The sequence below is a fragment of the Cytobacillus sp. S13-E01 genome (assembly GCF_029193815.1).
Taxonomy (GTDB): Bacteria; Bacillota; Bacilli; order Bacillales; family Bacillaceae_L; genus Bacillus_BV.
Map to the genome: position 1 here is coordinate 160,110 of NZ_JARFVC010000002.1, position 18,639 is coordinate 178,748.

At 35.4% G+C, this 18,639-nt stretch carries 18 protein-coding genes and 1 pseudogene; 7 read left to right on the forward strand and 12 right to left on the reverse strand.

Going from position 1 to position 18,639, the window contains the following annotated elements; translation table 11 throughout:
- Window positions 1–9: 9 nt before the first annotated feature.
- The gene (locus PY093_RS02655) at window positions 10–633 is read right to left on the reverse strand and encodes a CAP domain-containing protein (protein WP_275644321.1); all 624 of its coding nucleotides are present in this window, start codon (window positions 631–633) and stop codon (window positions 10–12) included.
- Window positions 634–920: 287 nt separating this feature from the next.
- Complete coding sequence (locus PY093_RS02660) at window positions 921–1,157, reverse strand: hypothetical protein (protein ID WP_275644322.1); 237 nt, start codon at window positions 1,155–1,157, stop codon at window positions 921–923.
- A gap of 295 nt (window positions 1,158–1,452) precedes the next feature.
- On the opposite strand from PY093_RS02660, the gene PY093_RS02665 reads away from it, so the two are divergent.
- The 3 genes from PY093_RS02665 to PY093_RS02675 all read left to right on the forward strand — a co-directional run bounded on the left by PY093_RS02665 (window position 1,453) and on the right by PY093_RS02675 (window position 5,908).
- Window positions 1,453–2,739, forward strand: coding sequence for a NarK family nitrate/nitrite MFS transporter (locus PY093_RS02665; RefSeq protein ID WP_275644323.1), 1,287 nt, complete (start codon window positions 1,453–1,455; stop codon window positions 2,737–2,739).
- Between the two features lie 418 nt (window positions 2,740–3,157).
- Window positions 3,158–4,972: an oligoendopeptidase F gene (pepF, locus tag PY093_RS02670; protein ID WP_275644324.1), complete on the forward strand. Its 1,815-nt coding sequence runs from the start codon at window positions 3,158–3,160 to the stop codon at window positions 4,970–4,972.
- A 384-nt stretch (window positions 4,973–5,356) separates the two neighbouring features.
- Window positions 5,357–5,908: a DUF2179 domain-containing protein gene (locus PY093_RS02675; protein ID WP_275644464.1), complete on the forward strand. Its 552-nt coding sequence runs from the start codon at window positions 5,357–5,359 to the stop codon at window positions 5,906–5,908.
- Window positions 5,909–6,183: 275 nt separating this feature from the next.
- Here PY093_RS02675 and PY093_RS02680 read toward each other — a convergent pair whose 3' ends face one another.
- Entirely contained in the window at window positions 6,184–7,362 is a 1,179-nt protein-coding gene (locus tag PY093_RS02680) for an LL-diaminopimelate aminotransferase (protein ID WP_275644325.1), read from the reverse strand.
- A 147-nt stretch (window positions 7,363–7,509) separates the two neighbouring features.
- Here PY093_RS02680 and PY093_RS02685 point away from each other — a divergent pair, with 147 nt between their 5' ends.
- Window positions 7,510–8,022 carry a SadB/YajI family lipoprotein gene (locus PY093_RS02685; RefSeq protein ID WP_275644326.1) on the forward strand — a complete coding sequence of 171 codons (513 nt, stop codon included), beginning with the start codon at window positions 7,510–7,512 and terminating at the stop codon, window positions 8,020–8,022.
- A 197-nt stretch (window positions 8,023–8,219) separates the two neighbouring features.
- Window positions 8,220–8,660, forward strand: coding sequence for a cupredoxin domain-containing protein (locus PY093_RS02690; RefSeq protein WP_275644327.1), 441 nt, complete (start codon window positions 8,220–8,222; stop codon window positions 8,658–8,660).
- 49 nt (window positions 8,661–8,709) lie between these two features.
- Here the strand turns inward: PY093_RS02690 and PY093_RS02695 are convergent, their stop codons facing one another.
- A complete protein-coding gene (locus PY093_RS02695) occupies window positions 8,710–8,922 on the reverse strand; it encodes a cold-inducible protein YdjO-related protein (protein WP_275644328.1) in 213 nt (70 codons plus the stop codon).
- 71 nt (window positions 8,923–8,993) lie between these two features.
- Window positions 8,994–9,175 (reverse strand): annotated as a pseudogene (locus PY093_RS02700) (cold-shock protein).
- Window positions 9,176–9,476: 301 nt separating this feature from the next.
- Between PY093_RS02700 and PY093_RS02705 the strand changes: the two are divergent.
- Complete coding sequence (locus tag PY093_RS02705) at window positions 9,477–10,160, forward strand: hypothetical protein (RefSeq protein ID WP_275644329.1); 684 nt, start codon at window positions 9,477–9,479, stop codon at window positions 10,158–10,160.
- Window positions 10,161–10,974: 814 nt separating this feature from the next.
- On the opposite strand, the gene PY093_RS02710 is transcribed toward PY093_RS02705, so the two are convergent.
- Window positions 10,975–11,175: a DUF6501 family protein gene (locus PY093_RS02710; RefSeq protein WP_275644330.1), complete on the reverse strand. Its 201-nt coding sequence runs from the start codon at window positions 11,173–11,175 to the stop codon at window positions 10,975–10,977.
- Window positions 11,176–11,328: 153 nt separating this feature from the next.
- Here PY093_RS02710 and PY093_RS02715 point away from each other — a divergent pair, with 153 nt between their 5' ends.
- Window positions 11,329–11,778, forward strand: coding sequence for a pyridoxamine 5'-phosphate oxidase family protein (locus PY093_RS02715; RefSeq protein WP_275644331.1), 450 nt, complete (start codon window positions 11,329–11,331; stop codon window positions 11,776–11,778).
- A 167-nt stretch (window positions 11,779–11,945) separates the two neighbouring features.
- On the opposite strand, the gene PY093_RS02720 is transcribed toward PY093_RS02715, so the two are convergent.
- The 6 genes from PY093_RS02720 to PY093_RS02745 form a co-directional block, all read right to left on the reverse strand.
- The gene (locus PY093_RS02720; RefSeq protein ID WP_275644332.1) at window positions 11,946–12,221 is read right to left on the reverse strand and encodes a Parvovirus coat protein VP1-like protein; all 276 of its coding nucleotides are present in this window, start codon (window positions 12,219–12,221) and stop codon (window positions 11,946–11,948) included.
- A gap of 102 nt (window positions 12,222–12,323) precedes the next feature.
- Window positions 12,324–12,740 carry a hypothetical protein gene (locus PY093_RS02725; RefSeq protein WP_275644333.1) on the reverse strand — a complete coding sequence of 139 codons (417 nt, stop codon included), beginning with the start codon at window positions 12,738–12,740 and terminating at the stop codon, window positions 12,324–12,326.
- 239 nt (window positions 12,741–12,979) lie between these two features.
- Window positions 12,980–14,155 carry an MFS transporter gene (locus PY093_RS02730; RefSeq protein WP_275644465.1) on the reverse strand — a complete coding sequence of 392 codons (1,176 nt, stop codon included), beginning with the start codon at window positions 14,153–14,155 and terminating at the stop codon, window positions 12,980–12,982.
- A 216-nt stretch (window positions 14,156–14,371) separates the two neighbouring features.
- Entirely contained in the window at window positions 14,372–16,288 is a 1,917-nt protein-coding gene (locus PY093_RS02735) for a vWA domain-containing protein (RefSeq protein WP_275644334.1), read from the reverse strand.
- 9 nt (window positions 16,289–16,297) lie between these two features.
- Window positions 16,298–17,188: an ATP-binding protein gene (locus PY093_RS02740; protein ID WP_275644335.1), complete on the reverse strand. Its 891-nt coding sequence runs from the start codon at window positions 17,186–17,188 to the stop codon at window positions 16,298–16,300.
- Between the two features lie 198 nt (window positions 17,189–17,386).
- The gene (locus tag PY093_RS02745; protein ID WP_275644336.1) at window positions 17,387–18,622 is read right to left on the reverse strand and encodes a DHH family phosphoesterase; all 1,236 of its coding nucleotides are present in this window, start codon (window positions 18,620–18,622) and stop codon (window positions 17,387–17,389) included.
- Window positions 18,623–18,639: the final 17 nt, after the last annotated feature.

Genomic DNA, 18,639 nt, shown 5'->3' on the forward strand with positions numbered 1-18,639 from the left:
TAGGTACACCTACCGTGCTTTTAGAAACAATTGAACCCATGCTCCCTTGTAAAAACCTACACCAATTGTATCGTATTCTGCTTTAAGAATGTTTGCTCTATGACCTGAAGAGTTCATCCAAGCATCCATAACTTCCTGAGGTGTCTTCTGACCTTTTGCGATGTTTTCACCTGCACTTTGGTAGTTGATTCCGAATGTTTTTAGCATTTGGAACGGTGAACCATAGTTTGGACTTGTATGCGCGAAGTAGTTTGAGTTAATAAGATCTCTTGCTTTTTTCTGTGCCACATTTTTCACATCTGCTCTATGTGTAAGTGGTCGTAAACCTTGTTTAGCTCTTTCTGCGTTTACTAACTTGGCAACCTGGTCTTCAAAACTACTCGGGCTTGAAGCAGATGCTTTTAATCGAATAATTTCCCCAACTTGCATATTTGTTGGTACTATATTTGGATTAAGCTGCATTAGTTGGCGGTAGTCAAGACCATAACGCTGAGCAATATACCAAAATGAATCACCCGGAGAAACCTTATAAAATTCGAATGGCGGCTCCTTAAAGGTTTTAATTTGCGCTCCAGTATAGACCGGTACCGAAAACATCAAGATGAGAGTGATTAGGAAAAGCCTTTTTAACATCATCATTCCTCCATAAAATTTAAATTGTTGCATGAGCACTACTATAGTTTGTCTTTATTTGTCAGCAACATGTATTAAAATTAAATTTCATTGGATTTATGAATGATGGTTTGAGCATGTGTCACTCTAACGTTACGCTCTCTCCTATTACATCTTTTACTTGTTATACTATTTACTTGTTACAACACGTTGCCCAGGGCGCCCGGAGCTAGACAGAAAAACCAGGTAAAAATGGAATACTTTCTAATCTTTAAAAAAAGCGAGAAAAATCCCACTTTTGTCAACCGTTAAATTAATTCCTTATCAAGAAAAGCATAAAAGTCCACCCATTCATTTATCAACTTTGAAGTTGGCTTTCCTAATCCATGACCCGCTTTCGATTCGAACATTCTGTTTCCATTGCCTTTTCCCAATCCAATGTACAATGTATCGACTAAATCTGTATTCTCTAACCAACGATATGGATCTGCTACTCTAGTTCCATGAAAATCCTCTATTACATCACTTTTCTTTACGGTAATCATTTTTCTCCCCCACTCTCATATTTCTCACTCTAATACTTCGACATTCGAAATAAGTTTCCTTCCTATATAAAACAATACAATGGCTGACTTTATAATTTAGAAACATCTCATTTCTTATTGTCTGTCATTCACCGACAGTTGTTACAATTTTATGATATTCCAACCAAAGCCACAACATTTCATAGATCATTGTGATAAACCTCACATTTAGATTTTTTTAGAGAAAGTATTATGAGGGTAGATTAGTACTTTTAAGATTACTAGATGAAAGATGAAACATATTGGAGGAATTATCATGGCAAGAATAACTAATTGGTATCCAGAAGATGAACATTTTTGGAAATCAGAAGGTAGGCAACACGCAAGAAGAAACTTATGGATTTCCGTACCTTCGCTGATGCTTGCTTTTATCGTTTGGCAAATATGGTCTGTGGTAGCGGTACGATTAAATGATATAGGCTTTGCATTTACACCTGAACAATTATTTACATTAGCTGCTGTACCAGGTTTAGTCGGTGCAACACTACGATTCTTTTATACTTTTGCAGTCGGGAAATTTGGCGGGAGGAACTGGACTGTTATCTCGACCGGGGCACTTGCGATTCCAGCAATAGGTATTGGCTTTGCAGTTCAAAATCCAGATACCCCCTACTCCATAATGCTTTTATTAGCAGCTCTTTGTGGGCTTGGTGGGGGGAATTTCTCATCCTCATCAGCAAACATTAGTTTCTTCTTTCCTAAAAAAGAAAAAGGAACTGCACTTGGTATAAATGGCGGATTAGGTAACATGGGTGTTTCGGTTGTACAATTTGTAACACCATTAATCATAACTGTAAGTACCTTTGCGTTTATTGGCGGAGAAGGTCAAGTTCTACCTGATGGTACACAAATTTGGTTACAAAACGCAGCGTTTATTTGGGTAATCCCAATTATAATTATGACAATTGTTGCATATTTTGGGATGGATAATCTTCCGAATTCAAAACAATCAGTCGCTGACCAATTTGTTATTGTAAAACGTAAGCATAATTGGGTTATGACATTGCTTTATGTTGCAACTTTCGGATCGTTCATCGGGTATGCAGCTGCATTTCCACTTTTATTAAAATCACAATATCCTGAGTATGTACCATTAGCTTTTCTTGGAGCATTTTTAGCTGCTGCTTTTCGTCCAATAGGTGGTTGGATTTCAGACAAACTTGGTGGAGCTAGAGTTACATCTTACGTATTTATTGTAATGATTTTTGGTGCTGGATCTGTTATTTTCTTTAGTAACGCAGGAAACTTCATAGGATTCTTACTTTCATTCTTGGTGCTTTTCATTGCATCAGGGATAGGATCTGGTTCAACATTCCAAATGATCCCTATCATTTTTCCTGCCAAAGAGGCTGCCCCAGTTCTTGGATTTAGTGCAGCATGTGCAGCATACGGTTCGTTCTTCATACCAAAATTATTTGGATGGTCTGTAAATTCCTATGGTACACCTATTAATGCACTATACTTCTTCATTGCATTTTATGTAATTTCGATTATCATTAACTGGTATTACTATGCTAGAAAAAATGCAGAAGTGAAATGTTAAGCTAGCATTTTTCAGAATCATATAGAAAAGCCGCTCCTAATATTGTAGGGGCTTTTCTATATGATGACACCCGATAAAATAACGTTTAAGGCTAGCTTGATGTGCTTATTCATTTCTCCACTATACTACTATTCTACTTCTATACATCTTCCATTGAAATCTAACAAAGCAGACTATACAGAATCCTGAAATATTGAATGGCTTGGCAATAGAGATTGCAGAACTTACTATATTTAACAGGCAACCCTGTTTATTATTCTTTTCTCCTATACCATAATGTATATCTTTGAAATTTAACCTTCTATTAAAAAGTATAAGATTCAGAAAATTAATACCCAAATAGTGATTTTTACTATATAATTAAATTCGTTAGACTACCGAAATACTTGCATCAAAATAGAAAAAAAGGAGAATCGCTATGGAAAAAATAAAACAAAAAAGATTAACTCGTGCAGAGGTTCCTGTTGAATTAACTTGGAATTTAGAAGATTTATTTAAAACAACTGAAGACTGGGAAAAAGAATTAGGATCAGTTCAGCAAGATCTTCCTTCAGTTACACAATATAAAGGAAGATTATCAGATGGGGCAGAGGTGTTATTAGCATGCTTGAATGCCCAAGAAAATCTGTATGAGAGAATTGTACTTGTCGCTACATACGCAAACCTTAGAATATCTGAAGATGGAACGAATCCAGTAAATCAAGCAAATGCTGCTAGAGTTGCGTCAGCGCTAGCAAAAATAAGTGCTTCATTATCTTTCATAGAATCTGAGGCCCTTGCTTTACCAGAGGGAACTCTTGAACGTTACATAGAAAGTGAGAAAGAACTAGAAACCTTCCAAAAGACCTTAAAAGATATACTTGATAAAAAACCCTATACTCTTTCAGCAGATACAGAAGAAGCCTTAGCGGCATTAGGTGAAGTACATAGCTCTCCTTACATGATTTATCAACGTAGTAAATCATCTGATATGGAATTTGCATCGTTTGAAGATGACAATGGTGAGGAGTTGCCTCTTTCTTTCGCTTTATTTGAGGATCGTTATGAACTATCACCGAACACTACGACAAGACGTAATGCGTATGATGGATTTGTAAAGACTTTAAAGCAATATAAAAATACCTTTGCTGCTACTTATGCTACTGAAGTAAAGAAACAAGTGACAATTTCTAAGCTTCGTAATTATGGATCTGTAACAGAGATGCTTTTACACCCACAACAAGTAACACTAGAAATGTACAACAACCAACTAGATGTTATTCAAAACGAGCTTGCACCACATATGCGTCGTTTAGCTAAACTTAAAAAGAAAGTACTAGGTTTAGATAAGATGTTATTTTGTGATTTAAAAGCACCACTAGATCCAGAATTCAATCCTACAACGACGTATGAAGAAGTTAGTAAAATCATTCTTGAATCATTAGAAGTAATGGGGCCAGAATATAACGAAATCATGAAAATGGCTTTAACGGATAGATGGGTTGATTTAGCTGAGAATGTCGGTAAGTCCACTGGGGCTTTCTGTTCTAGCCCATATGGTTCACATCCGTATATCCTACTTAGTTGGACAGATACAATGCGAGGTGCCTTCGTTCTTACACATGAGTTAGGCCATGCTGGTCATTTTTACTTAGCTAACAAAAATCAAAAGCTCTCAAATACACGACCTTCAACATATTTCGTAGAAGCACCATCTACAATGAATGAGCTTCTACTTGGTCAACATATATTAGCAAAAACAGATGATAAGCGGATGAAACGTTGGATCTTATTACAATTCCTTGGTACGTACTACCACAACTTTGTAACGCACTTACTAGAAGGTGAGTTCCAAAGACGAATCTATACATTAGCAGAAGCAGGAAATCCAATTACAGCTACAACTTTATGTGAACAAAAAGCAGAAACTCTTTCTAATTTCTGGGGAGATGCAGTCGAGATTGATGAGGATGCTAGCTTAACTTGGATGCGTCAACCGCATTACTATATGGGATTGTATCCATACACATACTCAGCTGGATTAACCGCATCTACTGCTGTGGCACAACTAATCAAAGAAGAAGGTCAACCTGCAGTTGATCGTTGGCTTGAAGTATTAAAAGCTGGTGGAACGAAGACTCCATTGGAGTTAATGAAATATGCCGGTGTTGATATGTCTAAACCAGATGCAATCAGAAAAGCAGTAGCATATGTTGGCTCATTAGTTGATGAGCTTGAACAAAGTTTTGAGTAATTAGAACTACAATTAGCATTATGATAAGAGCTTGGATTCCAAGCTCTTTAACATTTCCCCCTTCTTTAAGGGCTACCTCCCTACCGTCCCCTTTGTAAACTATTGTTACTCGTTAATTTACATCATTTCGTTATTATCTATAAATTGAAGTTTTTTCATCGTCTTCAGAACTAGAAGTGTAAATCCCCTATCTTAATTTTTGTTACAGTTAGACTTCAGAAGATGCTAATCAGTAATACACACCTCTATCCGCACCAACTTACACCTTTTCTTTTGTTACTAAATTGAAATACTAGAATAGAATTGACATAAAAAATGACTAGCTACAATAATAAAATCCTGTTACACTACATAAGTTATAAATTTTAGAAAGAAGGTGGGATGATGCTTCAAGCACTCATCATTTTCATTGCTCAACTTTTATTTGTTCCGGTGTTAACATTGAGAACAATTACGATGGTCAAGGGGATGAAAGAAAAAGCGGCAGCTCTTGGGATGCTCGAAGGGGTCATCTACGTTATAGCACTCGGAATTGTTTTTAGTGATTTATCAAATTATTTAAATATGGCTTCCTATGCGTTAGGTTTTGGTGTAGGTATATATATTGGTCAAATTATAGAACAAAAGCTAGCAATTGGCTATGTTTCGATCGAAGTAAATATTATGAATAAAAACGAAGAATTAACTAGTCACTTACGAGATGAAGGCTTCAGTGTGTCTACGGCAGAAGTGGAAGGAATGAATCAAGCTCGTAGATATCGACTTGATTGTACCGCTAGACGTGATCGCGAGGCTGAATTTATAAAGATTGTTAGTACGTACGAACCTAGTGCCTTTATCGTATCTTATGAACCTCGTAATTTTAAAGGAGGATACATTACAAAGGCAATGAAGAAAAATAAACATGTAAAAAGCAAGGATCAAACTTTATCATAAGAAAAGCGAAAGGCGCGCCCGCCTATCGGCGACAAGCATAAGACGAGCCCTGACTGAAGGCGTTTTTTGCCTTCGGGAAGGGATTGGCTTATACCATAGAGCCGGGTGGCGCCCGGAGCTAGACACTAAAACTTGGTACAAATTTTTATACTTTCTTATCTTTTAAAAAATGTGTCCTATAGGTCTAATATCGACCTATGGGACACATTATTTGTTAAGGGTTCGCTCATTACATAGAATTTGCGAACAAACAGAACTCCTACTCTAGCTTCGACTTAACTTTCTCCTTCAAACAATCCACTATTTTTTATTTTTGTAACTACTTTTAGTAATATTTCTTCATCTTGAACAAGAGCAATCCTTACATAACCCTCCCCTGTTTCACCAAAGGCACTTCCAGGTGTCACCACAACGCCTGCTTTGTCTAGTAGTTCATATGTAAATGAAGTTGAAGTATAACCTTTAGGAATTTCAGCCCAAACAAACATGGATGCTTTTGGTGCTTCGACATTCCAACCGAGTTCGTTTAAACCATTAACCAAAGTGTCTCTTCTATTTTTATATGTATTCCTTAATTCGTCACTAAATCCGCTAGAATTAGTTAGTGCTGCAATAGCCGCTTTCTGAATCGGTAAAAATACACCATAATCTAGATTGCTTTTTAGAACTTGTAATGATTGAATAATACCCGGATTGCCTACCAAATATCCAATTCGACAGCCCGCTAAATTAAAACTTTTTGATAAAGAGTTAAATTCAACGCCAACATCCCTTGCGCCTGGAATAGATAAAAAGCTAATTGGTTTTTCTTTCTCATAATAAAGCTCTGAATATGCAAAATCATGGACGACAATGATATTATATTTTTTTGCAAAATCAATGACTTCCTGAAAAAACTCAACAGATGCTAACGCTGGAATTGGATTACCTGGGAAGTTAAGTATCATTAGTTTTGCTTTTTGTGCTATTTCGGTAGGGACATTTGATAAATCAGGTATAAATTCATTTTCAGCTTTTAACGGTAATGGGAAAGCTTTAGCCCCTGCCATTGCAATTGCTGTAGCATAGGCAGTATACCCTGGATCAGGAACCAAAATGTAATCCTCAGGATTTGCAAATACCATTGGTAAGTGCACGAGTCCATCCTGAGAACCCATTAACATCAACACTTCATTAGTGGCTTGTAATGAAACATTATATCTAGTTCTATAATAACTACTTACTGCCTCTTTAAACTCATTTGTCCCTGTCAATGTATAACCATAAGCTGTTGGGTCTTTAATATGTTTGTTAAGTTCATCTGTTATGTATGCTGGTGGTGGTAGATCTGGGCTACCAACACTTAAATCTATTATTTCTTTCCCCTCCGCTATTTTAAGCTTTTTATACATCGACAATTCGTTAAATACACTTTCTTTAAAACCGTTCATTCTAGTAGCAACTGTAAAATTCATATGACACCTCATTAAAAATCGATTTTTTAATTTTTAAAAATTACACTATTATGTTACTTTACCTAATTTTTGTGTCTTTGTCATGTAGAACATAATATTTACTTGCATTGTTAATCATAATTAAAACAGTATAAACGAGGTGATAACGTGAGGAAAACTTTCGACATAGTTCCCTCTATCCTGATTTCAGCTTTATTATTGGCCGCCTGTGCTGGGCCAGGAGAAATTATAAATGGGATTAAAGTAAAAAATGAAATCAACAGCTATATTGAAGAAATTAGTACATTAAACGAAGTACAAAATACCCTGCTTGCGAAATATGAGGAAAGCTTTGTACAAGAGCCTGATAATGAAAAAGCCCTTACTAATTTAAATCAAGAAATTATTCCACCCTTTCAGTCCTTTCTAGTGAATTTAAAAAATATTGAATTGGAAACAGAAGAAGTAACAGAGTTACATTCACTTTACATTCAAGCAATGGAATTGCAGTTAGCGGTATTTATCGATTTTAAAGATTCACTTGAAGCAGATAATGACACCTTATTTGATGAAGCTAACAATAAAGTTGATCAAGTAAATGAATTACTTGATCAACATGAAAAACGATTCCAAGCACTAGCGGTGGAGTATAAGGTAAATCTTCAGTTTGATGGGGAATGACGATTTTCTCATTCCTCTTAGTTGCTTTATCCTTCTACATGTCGTTTAGCAACGGCTTTTTGACTTGATATTCCTTACCAATATCAATAGAAATATACTACATTTTTCCAATACCTAGATTATTTTTCTAAAGTAGACAAGTTTTCGCACCCCTAGCGCATATATATGACAGTAATACAAGCTTAGGGGTGATAATGATGAGGTTGGTGTATATCAGGAAAAAATATGCATTCTTTTTAGTGTTAGTCTGTTTGGCTGCAGTTAGCGGTTGGTATGTTGTCGAAAGAGAATCACTACCAACTGCTAAGGGGCAAGCATTGGAGTATGAAGTAAACATGGTTACTGGTGAATTTAAAAGTAAAACAGCGGATGGGAAAGAAATAGAAGCTTACCGCTGGGACCCTGGTACGATTTATCTACCAAAAGGACAAAATGTTAAGTTGAGTATATATGGTGTAAATGGAAATGAACATCCATTTATCATCGAGGGTACTGATAGTAAAGGAACAGTAACGAAGGGCAAAGAAACAATCGTAAATCTCAACATTAACGAAGAAGGCGTTTACAGATTAATCTGTTTAACACATTCAGATATTGAACAAAACGGTCCGATGATTGCTTACCTTGTTGTTGACTAAAAAACCACAAGGCTCGGAAAATCTCCGAGCCCTGTGGTTCTTTTATTAACTAGCTAGACGCTTTATTAACTTGACTATGATTTGTAAGTACTTGTAGCTCTCTAGTTGATTCTACCATTTCACTTTCACATATTGGACAGGCAGGAATTTCAGTACTTTTAAAGTTATCTCTTAACCAACATTTACACTCATCTGAAGAACATTCCCATACTTTTGTTTCTTCTTTTATAATTTCTTCCTCAGGTTTTCTTCCAAATGCCATAATTAATCCCTCCTGTGAATGTGTTACATATAAGCTACCCTTACAATGGGAGTGCAACTATAAATTATATCTTATAATTTCACTGCATTTTCTGCTTGAGGTCCGCGATTTTCCTTCAATAAAATCAAATTGTACAAGTTGACCTTCTTCTAGAGCTTTAAAACCGTCTTTAGTTTAAATTAAAATGCACAAAAACATCACTTTCACCTTCCACTTCGATAAATCCGAAGCCTTTCTCTGTATTAAACCACAGATTTCACGACAATTGCCTCCAAAACTAAATGATATGTAGAGAATTCTACATTTATGAAAAAAATTCACACATTATAAAAAGTCCGGATCTGTACTCTTTATAATAGGTGAATGTCTCACAAACATATTTTAGATTATTCATTTAGTATTTATACATTAAACTATACAGATTATCAAGGAGAGTGTCAAATAACTGCTTCCATATATATCATTCTCACACGAATACATCTTTAAAGAATTAATCTTTTACTTTTGGGAACAATGTTAAGGTATACATACTATAACCCTGAGGAGGAATGTTCATGAGTTTAGAATGGTTTTCGCGAATGGAGAATGTAGTTAGAGTTAGTCTACCAGATGTTTGTGAAGGATCCCGGGATTTTGAAATATTATTTGATACCGATACAACTGAACAACATCCTTCTTACATTTTCTCTATTGATCTTGGGGATGAAGATGATGAATTTTGTATAATAAATTTCGATCCAATTAACCAAGAGTTTTATTCTTATCATTTTGATGATGAGGCTGAGCTGCATGCAAAGGTTCTATTTTCAAACCTAGATGAAATGTTAAGTTTTATTCATACAGCATTCCACGAGTATTTAGAGGAATTCGACGCTGAGTATGTTGAACAACTTACCGATGACGAAGAAGAAACTTTAGATGATGAAGACTTCATCAATGATGTAGAGCAAGATGATGATAACGAAGACTATGACGACTATGAAGAGATTGAGTGGATTTCAAATGATAAGTATATCCATATTGAAGATAACAACCCTTATGACAGTATGGAACATGCTATTTCTTATAAAGTAGGTAAAATGCGTGATACTGGTGAAGGTGTATTATTGCGAAATACAATCACAAGACAAAATGGTGGTGAATCTGAAGAAAAAATTATGTTTTTCTTTAGAGAAGAAGAAGCAACATATATCGTTGGTTTAATGAATGAATATATAGCTGATACAACAAATGTTTAATCAATATCTGTAAAATTAAGGAGCTAGCCATAATTTTAGGTAGTTCGGTTATGAAGTAGAAAACTCAATTTAACAAGTTAAATAACCAGCCAATTTACACAATTTTTGCCAACTCAAAACGCATAGAAAACGCAGAGGTTTTAACATTAAACCGTTCCGTTTTGAGGTACACAGGCGGAAAATTAACATTAGAAATGGCATACGAATCGACGTATGCCATTTTCCTTTTATATAGGGATTTATAATACCTCTTATAGTAAAATAAAACCACTAATGACAAAATAAATTTAAAGGACAATGCTTATTGGACACTCAAAATTAAATGTCAATTGAGATGTCAATTCTTGCGACATTTCTAAATACATCAGAAGTCATCTCCTAAATTTAGTACCCAGTGATAATTAAAATAAGAGGAGGTTTTCCGGTTAAACTGCGTAATAAGGCTTGGTTCGGGGTATATAAGCGGAGGTTTTCCGCTTAAGCAATGCAAAATGATCCTTTTTGACGTTTTTTGTGTAAATAGTCGGAATCCTTCCGTCTATTTAAGCTATTTTAAGTGCTATTTCGTAATTAAGAGAAATTTCTCCGCTTATTTATTAAACGATGCTGATTCCCTCATCTCTTAAAACGTTTGTTAAAACTAATGCTAATTTTACTATTAAAACTCCATAAACCTTATAATATCAGTATAGACAAAAAGACGAATTCATATGCGAATTCGTCTTAAAAATGACCTGTTATTTTGATTTTCCACCTCTGAACCGAACTACTTACCATAAATTCAGGCTACCTTTTATCCCCTGCGTTCTTCTTGTTAGCTAGCAAAATAGTCTTTGTAATAGCTGCCAATTTTACCAGTATTATCAACAATAAAATAAAATTCTTCTGTTTCATTTTTTAGTTCGTATTCTTTTCCTTCAGTTAGCGCACGATTGACCATGTACTTTTCTGCGTTGGTATGTACACATTTAACTTTTCGAATTGTTGGTTTTTCTAGCCATGATTTATGAATCAATGTTCCTACCTCCTTTGTAATACATAAATCGATTTTAAACTATTTTCAATCTCATTGAAAGTATGTTAATTACACTATGAATGCAAAACACTTTCTATTTTGGTAAGTTTTGTTTACAATTAAAACCAACTAGAATATAGGAGGTACAATTCTGTGAGTAGTAATAATACAACAATGTTAAGTCAAGAATTAGTCGATTTACTGCAAGGGGAAAAAATTGTTTCCTTAGTAACTATGGACGCTGAAACAAATAAACCAAACCTTTCTATTGTTTCTTGGCTTGTTGCACATCAGGGTGGCAAAGTAATTAAATTTGCATTGGGTCATAAAGGAACTAGTGTTACCAATATTCAAGCAAATCCTGAGATTACTCTAGGTGTTATCGGTGCAGGTAGCTGTTATTCTATTAAAGGAAAAGCAGAAATTTCTGACGTCATTGAAAAAACGATGAAATATAGAGTGGTAACAGTGGAAGTCGAATCTGTAGAAGACATTATCTTCTATGGAGGAAAAATTACCGCTGAACCAGAGTATGTAAAAACGTATAAAGAAGAATTAGCTAAAAAGCTAGATGCAGAAGTATATTCAATGTTAAACAAATAACCTGGTTCTATATGCCATAACCGGGTACAGACTGCTTTTAAAAAATGAGGTGACAATCGCTCTAGTGTTGCCTCATTTTTTTCCCACGCTTAAGAGGCCGTACCCCCCACCTCAAAACTTGGAAAATGCGAGGAAGTTTAGGTGGGGGATAAACTGCCCCTAAAAATTCAATGAAAGTTTCTACAATCAAAGTTATATTTCATCCTCATAAAATTATAGAAAAATCTCGCATCCTGGCCTTCCCTACTATGAGGGTTTATTCTAGAATGTAAACAATTTAAAAACTGTCTATCACATCTACACGAAGGTCCGTAACTGTTTATGCACCTATCATGTAATCTACAACAAGCGTCAACCCTATTAGTAGGAGCACCAGGTCCATTACACCCTGGACCACACCAATTATATCCTGGAACGCAAAATCCAAATACATTTCTTTGCATCTAGTTATCCCCCTTCCTTATGGAATTACTTTTAGGATATGTAACTACCATAGGAAAAGGTAGGGCAAAAAGCTCACAGCTAGCATTTAATGTTTAAAACATCTACTTCGCTTTAACTATAATCGCTTGTGTCGTTTTTTGAGTAACACAGCCTTCAAGCTCCTTCTTATCTAATAATCCTAACGTAATAACAGCCTCAATCTTTTTGGAATCAGGCTTTTTAATATACTCAATGCAATCATTTAGCTTTAATTTTTCTAACTTTTGTACCGTTTTTTCATCATCAAAATTTTCACTGATTCTTATTTGTCTAGTAATTTTATACTCTCCAATAACTATTTCCCCTTTTTGATTTGCACCAACCTTCTCGTCAAAATACATATTTATACTGTTCTTTAAATCTTTCAATTCTTTATCTATTTTCTTTGCTTGTTCAGTTAGTTCACAAAACCTTCCTGCAGACTCTTCTGAAATTAATAAGTCTTTGGATTCTTTACTAGAATTTGCTTTTTCGATCAACATGAACACCCCATTTATATGATTTAATTCATCATATGAGAGAAGTAAAGGAAATATACGTTCGGTATAGTGTTTTTAGCAATAAAAAAAGCTGTAAATGTTCAGAGATAAATTCTAGCCTATCTTTGCTTTCACTTGCGGCAACTAGTTAGGCAAACTCAAATTGTACAATTGCAAAATTTGATAATCGCGTATCATAAGCCTCAAAATATCCTACACTATTGGTTATTAAGAAGAGACTAAACCTCCCGCAAAGGTATAGCCTCTCTCTGCATTGCAAAATGCAACAGGATCGCACTTATAATAAATAAACTACTTGTAACAAAAAAAACGGAGGATATTCCAACATAACCTGCTAAGAAGCCCCCCATCACAGGTCCGATGACGTTTCCAAAAAACCTAAAGCTTGCATTATACCCTAATACTTCGCCTTGAATCGAAAGTGGTGCTACTTGTCTTATGTAGGCGGTTCTACAGGGTATTAGCCCACCTACTACGGTTCCTAAAATAAATCGTAAAATGACCAATTGCCAAATATTAGTGATAAAGGCTTGTGGTAAGTAGATTAACGCAGACAGTAGTAGCAAAACCATCATCACTTTTTCGTAACCAATCCGATCTCCAAGCTTTCCCCACTGCCTTGTAAATAGCAGGTTTCCTAGCCCAGTTGCAGAAAAAGCAATCCCTGAAAGTAGTGCGATATGTGATGCACCGTTCAATTCTCCAACATAAAGGGCGAGAAGCGGTTGGATACTGAAGTTTGCCACTTGGATAATAGTCGAAATTACCATAACCATTAGCAACATTGGTGTTGTGAAGATATAGTTAAGTACCTCTTTACCGGAATAAGTTTTCTCATTTTGCTTGTCACGGTTCATACTAATTTCTTTCACACCAACTACAACAAGAGTTGCGGCGATTGCAGTAGTTAAGGAGGTTAATAGAAATGTATATTGAAAGCCTACTGTATCTGCAAGCATTCCTCCAATAAGTGGCCCGAACAATCCACCTGCGACATTTCCTGTTTGCAATGTACCCAAAACTTTTCCGGCAATATGTTTAGGGGTTTGTGTTGCAATTAGAGCCTGAGACATAGAGATAAAACCTGCAAAAAGCCCCATGAATAAGCGCAGGATGAAAAGCATGAAAACTGAAGAAACATATCCCATTAAAAATACACTAATTGACAAGCCGAAACCTAAAATTATAAGAACCTTTTTCCGACCATACTTGTCACCAATTCTTCCCCATATTGGTGAAAATAGAAAAGCTGTGACAAAGGTGGCCCCAAATACTAACCCCGACCATTTTTGTACATAATCATTTGAGAAATTTCCAAAAGTCTCGATGTACAGGGATAAAAAAGGAAGTATCATTGTTAAACTACCGGCAATAAAGAAATTTGCGGTCCACATAATGATTAAATTTCGTTTTGAATACTCGATGGTTGACACCTTCTTTTAATATTTCGGTTTCCTAAATATTATTATAGCGAAACATTAAAAATAATGAAAGGGCAGTTTTAGTTAGGAACGAAAGGGTCTGACTCTCACACGTGGTGCGCAAGTCAGACCCTTATACCATTATAGAATTAACCCGTAGCACCACGTGGGCTTGCACCGTGTAGTCCGTCAGATACTTTTTAATAATAATTTCTTTAACAATGGAAACAAAACTTCAGGCAATTCTTCAATATTAGACACTAAGATACTATATTTTCCGTATATATTTTGAATCGTTTTTTGTTGTCCTTCATCAATTTCTCGATTTGCTAGGAAAATGTTAATGACTTCAATTCCTCTTTTTCTTGCCTCAAGTACAGCTTCATGAGTATCTACAATCCCGTTTTGTTCATATCCAAAGGCAGCTGGCTCACCATCCGAGAAAACTAATAAAAATTTTTGATTCTCACTTCTTTGTAACAATTTTTTTGAGACGAGTCGAATTGAGTATCCATCCCTATTATCTTCTTCAGGTTCTAGCTGCATGATTTCCGGACCACTAGACGGTTTATGTGAAGTCTGAAAGTCAATCACATAATGAAAGTAGTTTGGTTGATGTGTGGGTGTTGCATCATTTGTATCTTCCCAAAAACCAACAATTTGATGCGGAACACGAACTGCCTTTAATGCCTCATGGAATAGAATAATACCAAGCTTTGTTTGATCCATTTTATCAAACATTGAGGCCGAACAATCAACTAATAACGAAAAGACTGCGTCTATTTGTGGCGATGTTTGATCCTTTTTATAAAATAGTCGTGGGTTTTCGTCTGTAAGTAACCGAATTAATTTTTTGCTTAGACGACCAAAATGTAGGTCCCCACGAGGAAGATTTTTTTTATGTTCTAATGTTTTTTGGATCATTTGTTTCAGCTTTTTTTGGTAAGAAGCTATAATAGACCTTTGTTCCTCGTATTTCTGAAGATCTTCTACAGAAGGCTTTATTGGATATTTTAAGACAGGTACAGCAAACTTGTTTTCTTTGCCATACTGACCTGTCGAGGATCCATCAACTGATTCTCGGTTCCCATCCATCGCTTCCATTTTAGAATAATCATTTTGGGCACTCTTTTTTGCCGAGCCTTGAACGATACCTAGAGCTTGATCACCTGTGTCCCCTTCTCTAACACCCTCACCAAGTAAATTCGTTTGGCTCCCTTGCTCTAGATCAAACTGTAAGAAGCTTTTTGTTGTCGTTTTCGTCTCTTGATGCCAGGTTGGAAGCTTCTCCTCATGTATCTCTTCATCCCCTTTTTTCACATCATCTAATACATCATTATTTTTAAGCCTATCTTTTCGTTTCAAGTCGTCAAATGTCATTCCGTCTTCTATGAGGCCATAATTAAGTTCTGGTAAATGAAAGTACATATTTAACATATCTTCATCTAGCACTTCATCAAGAACCTCCACAATCCCTAATGAAATACCAATGACATCCTTTGTCGACCTAGTTTCAAAAAACTTGGTTAATTCCCTTCTTAAATAGGGAATAACCAAATCAATTTGTTTATTAATGGAAGGAATATGTTCAAGTGGCGAATCTGACGTAATTAATAAGAAAATACCATTGAAAAGGGCGTCAGTGTTTACACTTTTTAGAATGTTAACGTTGAGCTGATCTTTAAAGTATTTTCTATAAATATCTCTTCTAATTTCAAATGACTTTTTCGTTCCAGGTCGTTCTTTTTTACATAATTCCTCAAGCCTAATGTCCTCACTCAACATGAATAACTGCTTTGCAAAGCTTTGTATTTTGTAATTCTTAATTCTTTTTATATAGTCTTGGATGTCGCTAAAGGAAGAATAGTTTTTACTACCAATACTTCGTAAAAATATATCACTTTTTAGTCCAGCTATCTTTTCTTCATCGGGTCGATTATCCCAAAAATGACTAATGAACAGTTTTGTTTGTATTGGGTCGAAGTAAGATCTATATGCATACTCAACCTCTAAATCTTCTAACTTAGAAAGCGTCTTGGCCAAATCCGATAATTCCATAAAGAGGAAGGAGTCAATTATCTTATCGTTAAATTGGATAAATTTCATGAGATATCATCACCCAAAAAGAGTTTCGGCTATATTTTTTATTGCTGCTTTTTCTCTTTCATCTTCTAATTTGTCAATAATTCCTCTTTGAATAGCCCTTACTGGAGGCATAAAGACAGCTAAATCACATGTGTCAATTAAAGCCCGAATCGAAGCTGCCTCTTCTGATACTTGCCCGTTTCTAACTTGAGTAATTAAGTCAGTTGACAGTGTTATAAATGCGTCTATAAGCTTTTCACTTCTAAGCTGCGTTTGTTCAACTAACACCTTTCTTAAAGTTTCACCTTGAATATAAGGAACATCAATGACAATAAATCGATTTTTAAGTGCTTCGTTAAGTGGGACAGTACCTACATATCCTTCGTTGATTGCAGCAATGACACCAAAGCTATTCTTGGCTTTGATAATTTCTCCAGTAAAAGGATTTGTTAGCATTTTACGGTAATCTAATACGCCATTTAAAATGGGTAGAGTTTCTGGTTTTGCCATATTAATTTCATCAATATACAATAACTGACCATTTGTCATCGCATTAATGACAGGCCCTGGGACAAACTCTATCTCCGACTTGCCATCTTTTTGACTAAGTGTTTTAAAACCTAAAAGTGCCTCTGCATCAAGGTCGATTGAACAGTTTATACTGTGCATGGGCTGATAGAAAAGATTGGATAATGTTTCTGCTAGCTTTGTTTTCCCCGATCCAGTTGGTCCTTTTAATAAAACGTTCTTACCAAGTGATAAAGCTACAATTGCATCAAATATTATGGAGTCGTCTGAAGGAGTGTAACCACCTCCACCAATTAACAATTCATCCTCCCTTGATAGGGATTCAGATTTTCTACCTTCAATTGCTTGCTTAATATTAGTTGGTAAACCTAAAGAATCTATAGTTAATGACATTAATATACATATCCTTTCATTTAAACTAACCAGTTATCACCTGTATTGTACAGAAAGATAGTTGATTGTGCAAAACAGATACCTTAACAACAAATTGTTTCCTTTAGGCATAATTCTTAAATACAGAAAAAGACCAGAGATGCTACAGCATCCCCAGCCATATAGTCAATGTTTTCGACCTCAACTTGTTATTTTTTTCTATATTTTCCTACTTTTATCAAGAAAGTCTAAGTAACTATTCCTCACTTCTTCTTCACTAACTTTCATGGTATCTGCTAGATGAGCAATCACTTCTTTATCAAAAGCGATTCCAGATCCATAGTTTCTTTTCACATAATGCTCTGCGTTTTCGAATGTTTCAAAGTTTTCATCAAGTAATTTCTTATTGTGTATCACGGCCCATGGTTGATCACCTGCTTTGTGAATATTGCTAAATTCACGTTTTCTATTAACAAATAAAGTTCCTTTCTCATTCGCTTTGTTATTTAGTACATTATTATGGGCATCTCTGCGAACGGGTGCCTGGTCAAAGACGTTGACAACAAATAAATCGAAGGTCTCCTTTGTTAAAGAGGCACCAGATGCTTTTGGGTGTCCTCCACCGCCAAATTTTTTTGCAAAAGCTGAAACGTCTACGTGATCATATATCGTTCTAAATCCAAGCTTCTTAGTACCGACATTTACTAACGTTATTAAATCTAGGTGTGGGTTTTGTTTTGCTAGTGCATTACCAAGTTCAGATAAATACCGCTCTGCATGAATAACTCCAACACAATAATCATCTACAAAAGTTTGAACAAGCTGCCTATTTTTAGCATTAATATATCGTTCAATTTTCTTTTCTTCAATGTCTAAAATCATTTCTTCGGTGTCATTCAATGAAAATGTATCTTTTGTTTTCAGACGTTCAAGCATATCTGTTTCAAATTGTTCTATATTGATAATGAAAAATAAGTCATTTAACCTTTTTGCTGCAAAGTTTTCGTTTACCTCCCATTCCCATGTATCATATTGACGTACAAGCTCGATAAATTCCTCTAACGCCTTATTAGGGGGGATCAGTTCTTTTTCACGTAGAAACTCATAATAAAGAGAAGTTGCTGATGTTTTTCTACCATCTTCATATTCGGGTTTTACAAAGCCCCATTGATAATCATTGAAATGCATTGCTGTTATGTGATGATCAACCATCTGAACATGATTTCCACTAGAGAATCTTTTTTCAAGTTTCTTTTCTACCTCTTCATTTACCGCGAGGTCTGTTATGTATATCTGTGCACCATTTTGTTCAGGATTTTCAATAAAGCGATCCACTCTCTCATTTAAGTTTCGATAGGAGCAATACGAAACCTCGACCTTATCACCAAAAGCGATTTTGGCTACAAGTCCACAACCTATCCCGTCTAAGTCACTGTCTGTAAATAATTTAATCATGTGTTATATCCCCTTCC

Bases quoted from the DNA above. Each gene is read 5' to 3' on its own strand.
- PY093_RS02655 (WP_275644321.1), bottom strand. From the start codon at position 633: ATGTTAAAAAGGCTTTTCCTAATCACTCTCATCTTGATGTTTTCGGTA.
- PY093_RS02660 (WP_275644322.1), bottom strand. From the start codon at position 1,157: ATGATTACCGTAAAGAAAAGTGATGTAATAGAGGATTTTCATGGAACT.
- PY093_RS02665 (WP_275644323.1), top strand. From the start codon at position 1,453: ATGGCAAGAATAACTAATTGGTATCCAGAAGATGAACATTTTTGGAAA.
- pepF (WP_275644324.1), top strand. From the start codon at position 3,158: ATGGAAAAAATAAAACAAAAAAGATTAACTCGTGCAGAGGTTCCTGTT.
- PY093_RS02675 (WP_275644464.1), top strand. From the start codon at position 5,357: ATGCTTCAAGCACTCATCATTTTCATTGCTCAACTTTTATTTGTTCCG.
- PY093_RS02680 (WP_275644325.1), bottom strand. From the start codon at position 7,362: ATGAATTTTACAGTTGCTACTAGAATGAACGGTTTTAAAGAAAGTGTA.
- PY093_RS02690 (WP_275644327.1), top strand. From the start codon at position 8,220: ATGAGGTTGGTGTATATCAGGAAAAAATATGCATTCTTTTTAGTGTTA.
- PY093_RS02695 (WP_275644328.1), bottom strand. From the start codon at position 8,922: ATGGCATTTGGAAGAAAACCTGAGGAAGAAATTATAAAAGAAGAAACA.
- PY093_RS02705 (WP_275644329.1), top strand. From the start codon at position 9,477: ATGAGTTTAGAATGGTTTTCGCGAATGGAGAATGTAGTTAGAGTTAGT.
- PY093_RS02720 (WP_275644332.1), bottom strand. From the start codon at position 12,221: ATGCAAAGAAATGTATTTGGATTTTGCGTTCCAGGATATAATTGGTGT.
- PY093_RS02730 (WP_275644465.1), bottom strand. From the start codon at position 14,155: ATGTGGACCGCAAATTTCTTTATTGCCGGTAGTTTAACAATGATACTT.
- PY093_RS02735 (WP_275644334.1), bottom strand. From the start codon at position 16,288: ATGAAATTTATCCAATTTAACGATAAGATAATTGACTCCTTCCTCTTT.
- PY093_RS02740 (WP_275644335.1), bottom strand. From the start codon at position 17,188: ATGTCATTAACTATAGATTCTTTAGGTTTACCAACTAATATTAAGCAA.
- PY093_RS02745 (WP_275644336.1), bottom strand. From the start codon at position 18,622: ATGATTAAATTATTTACAGACAGTGACTTAGACGGGATAGGTTGTGGA.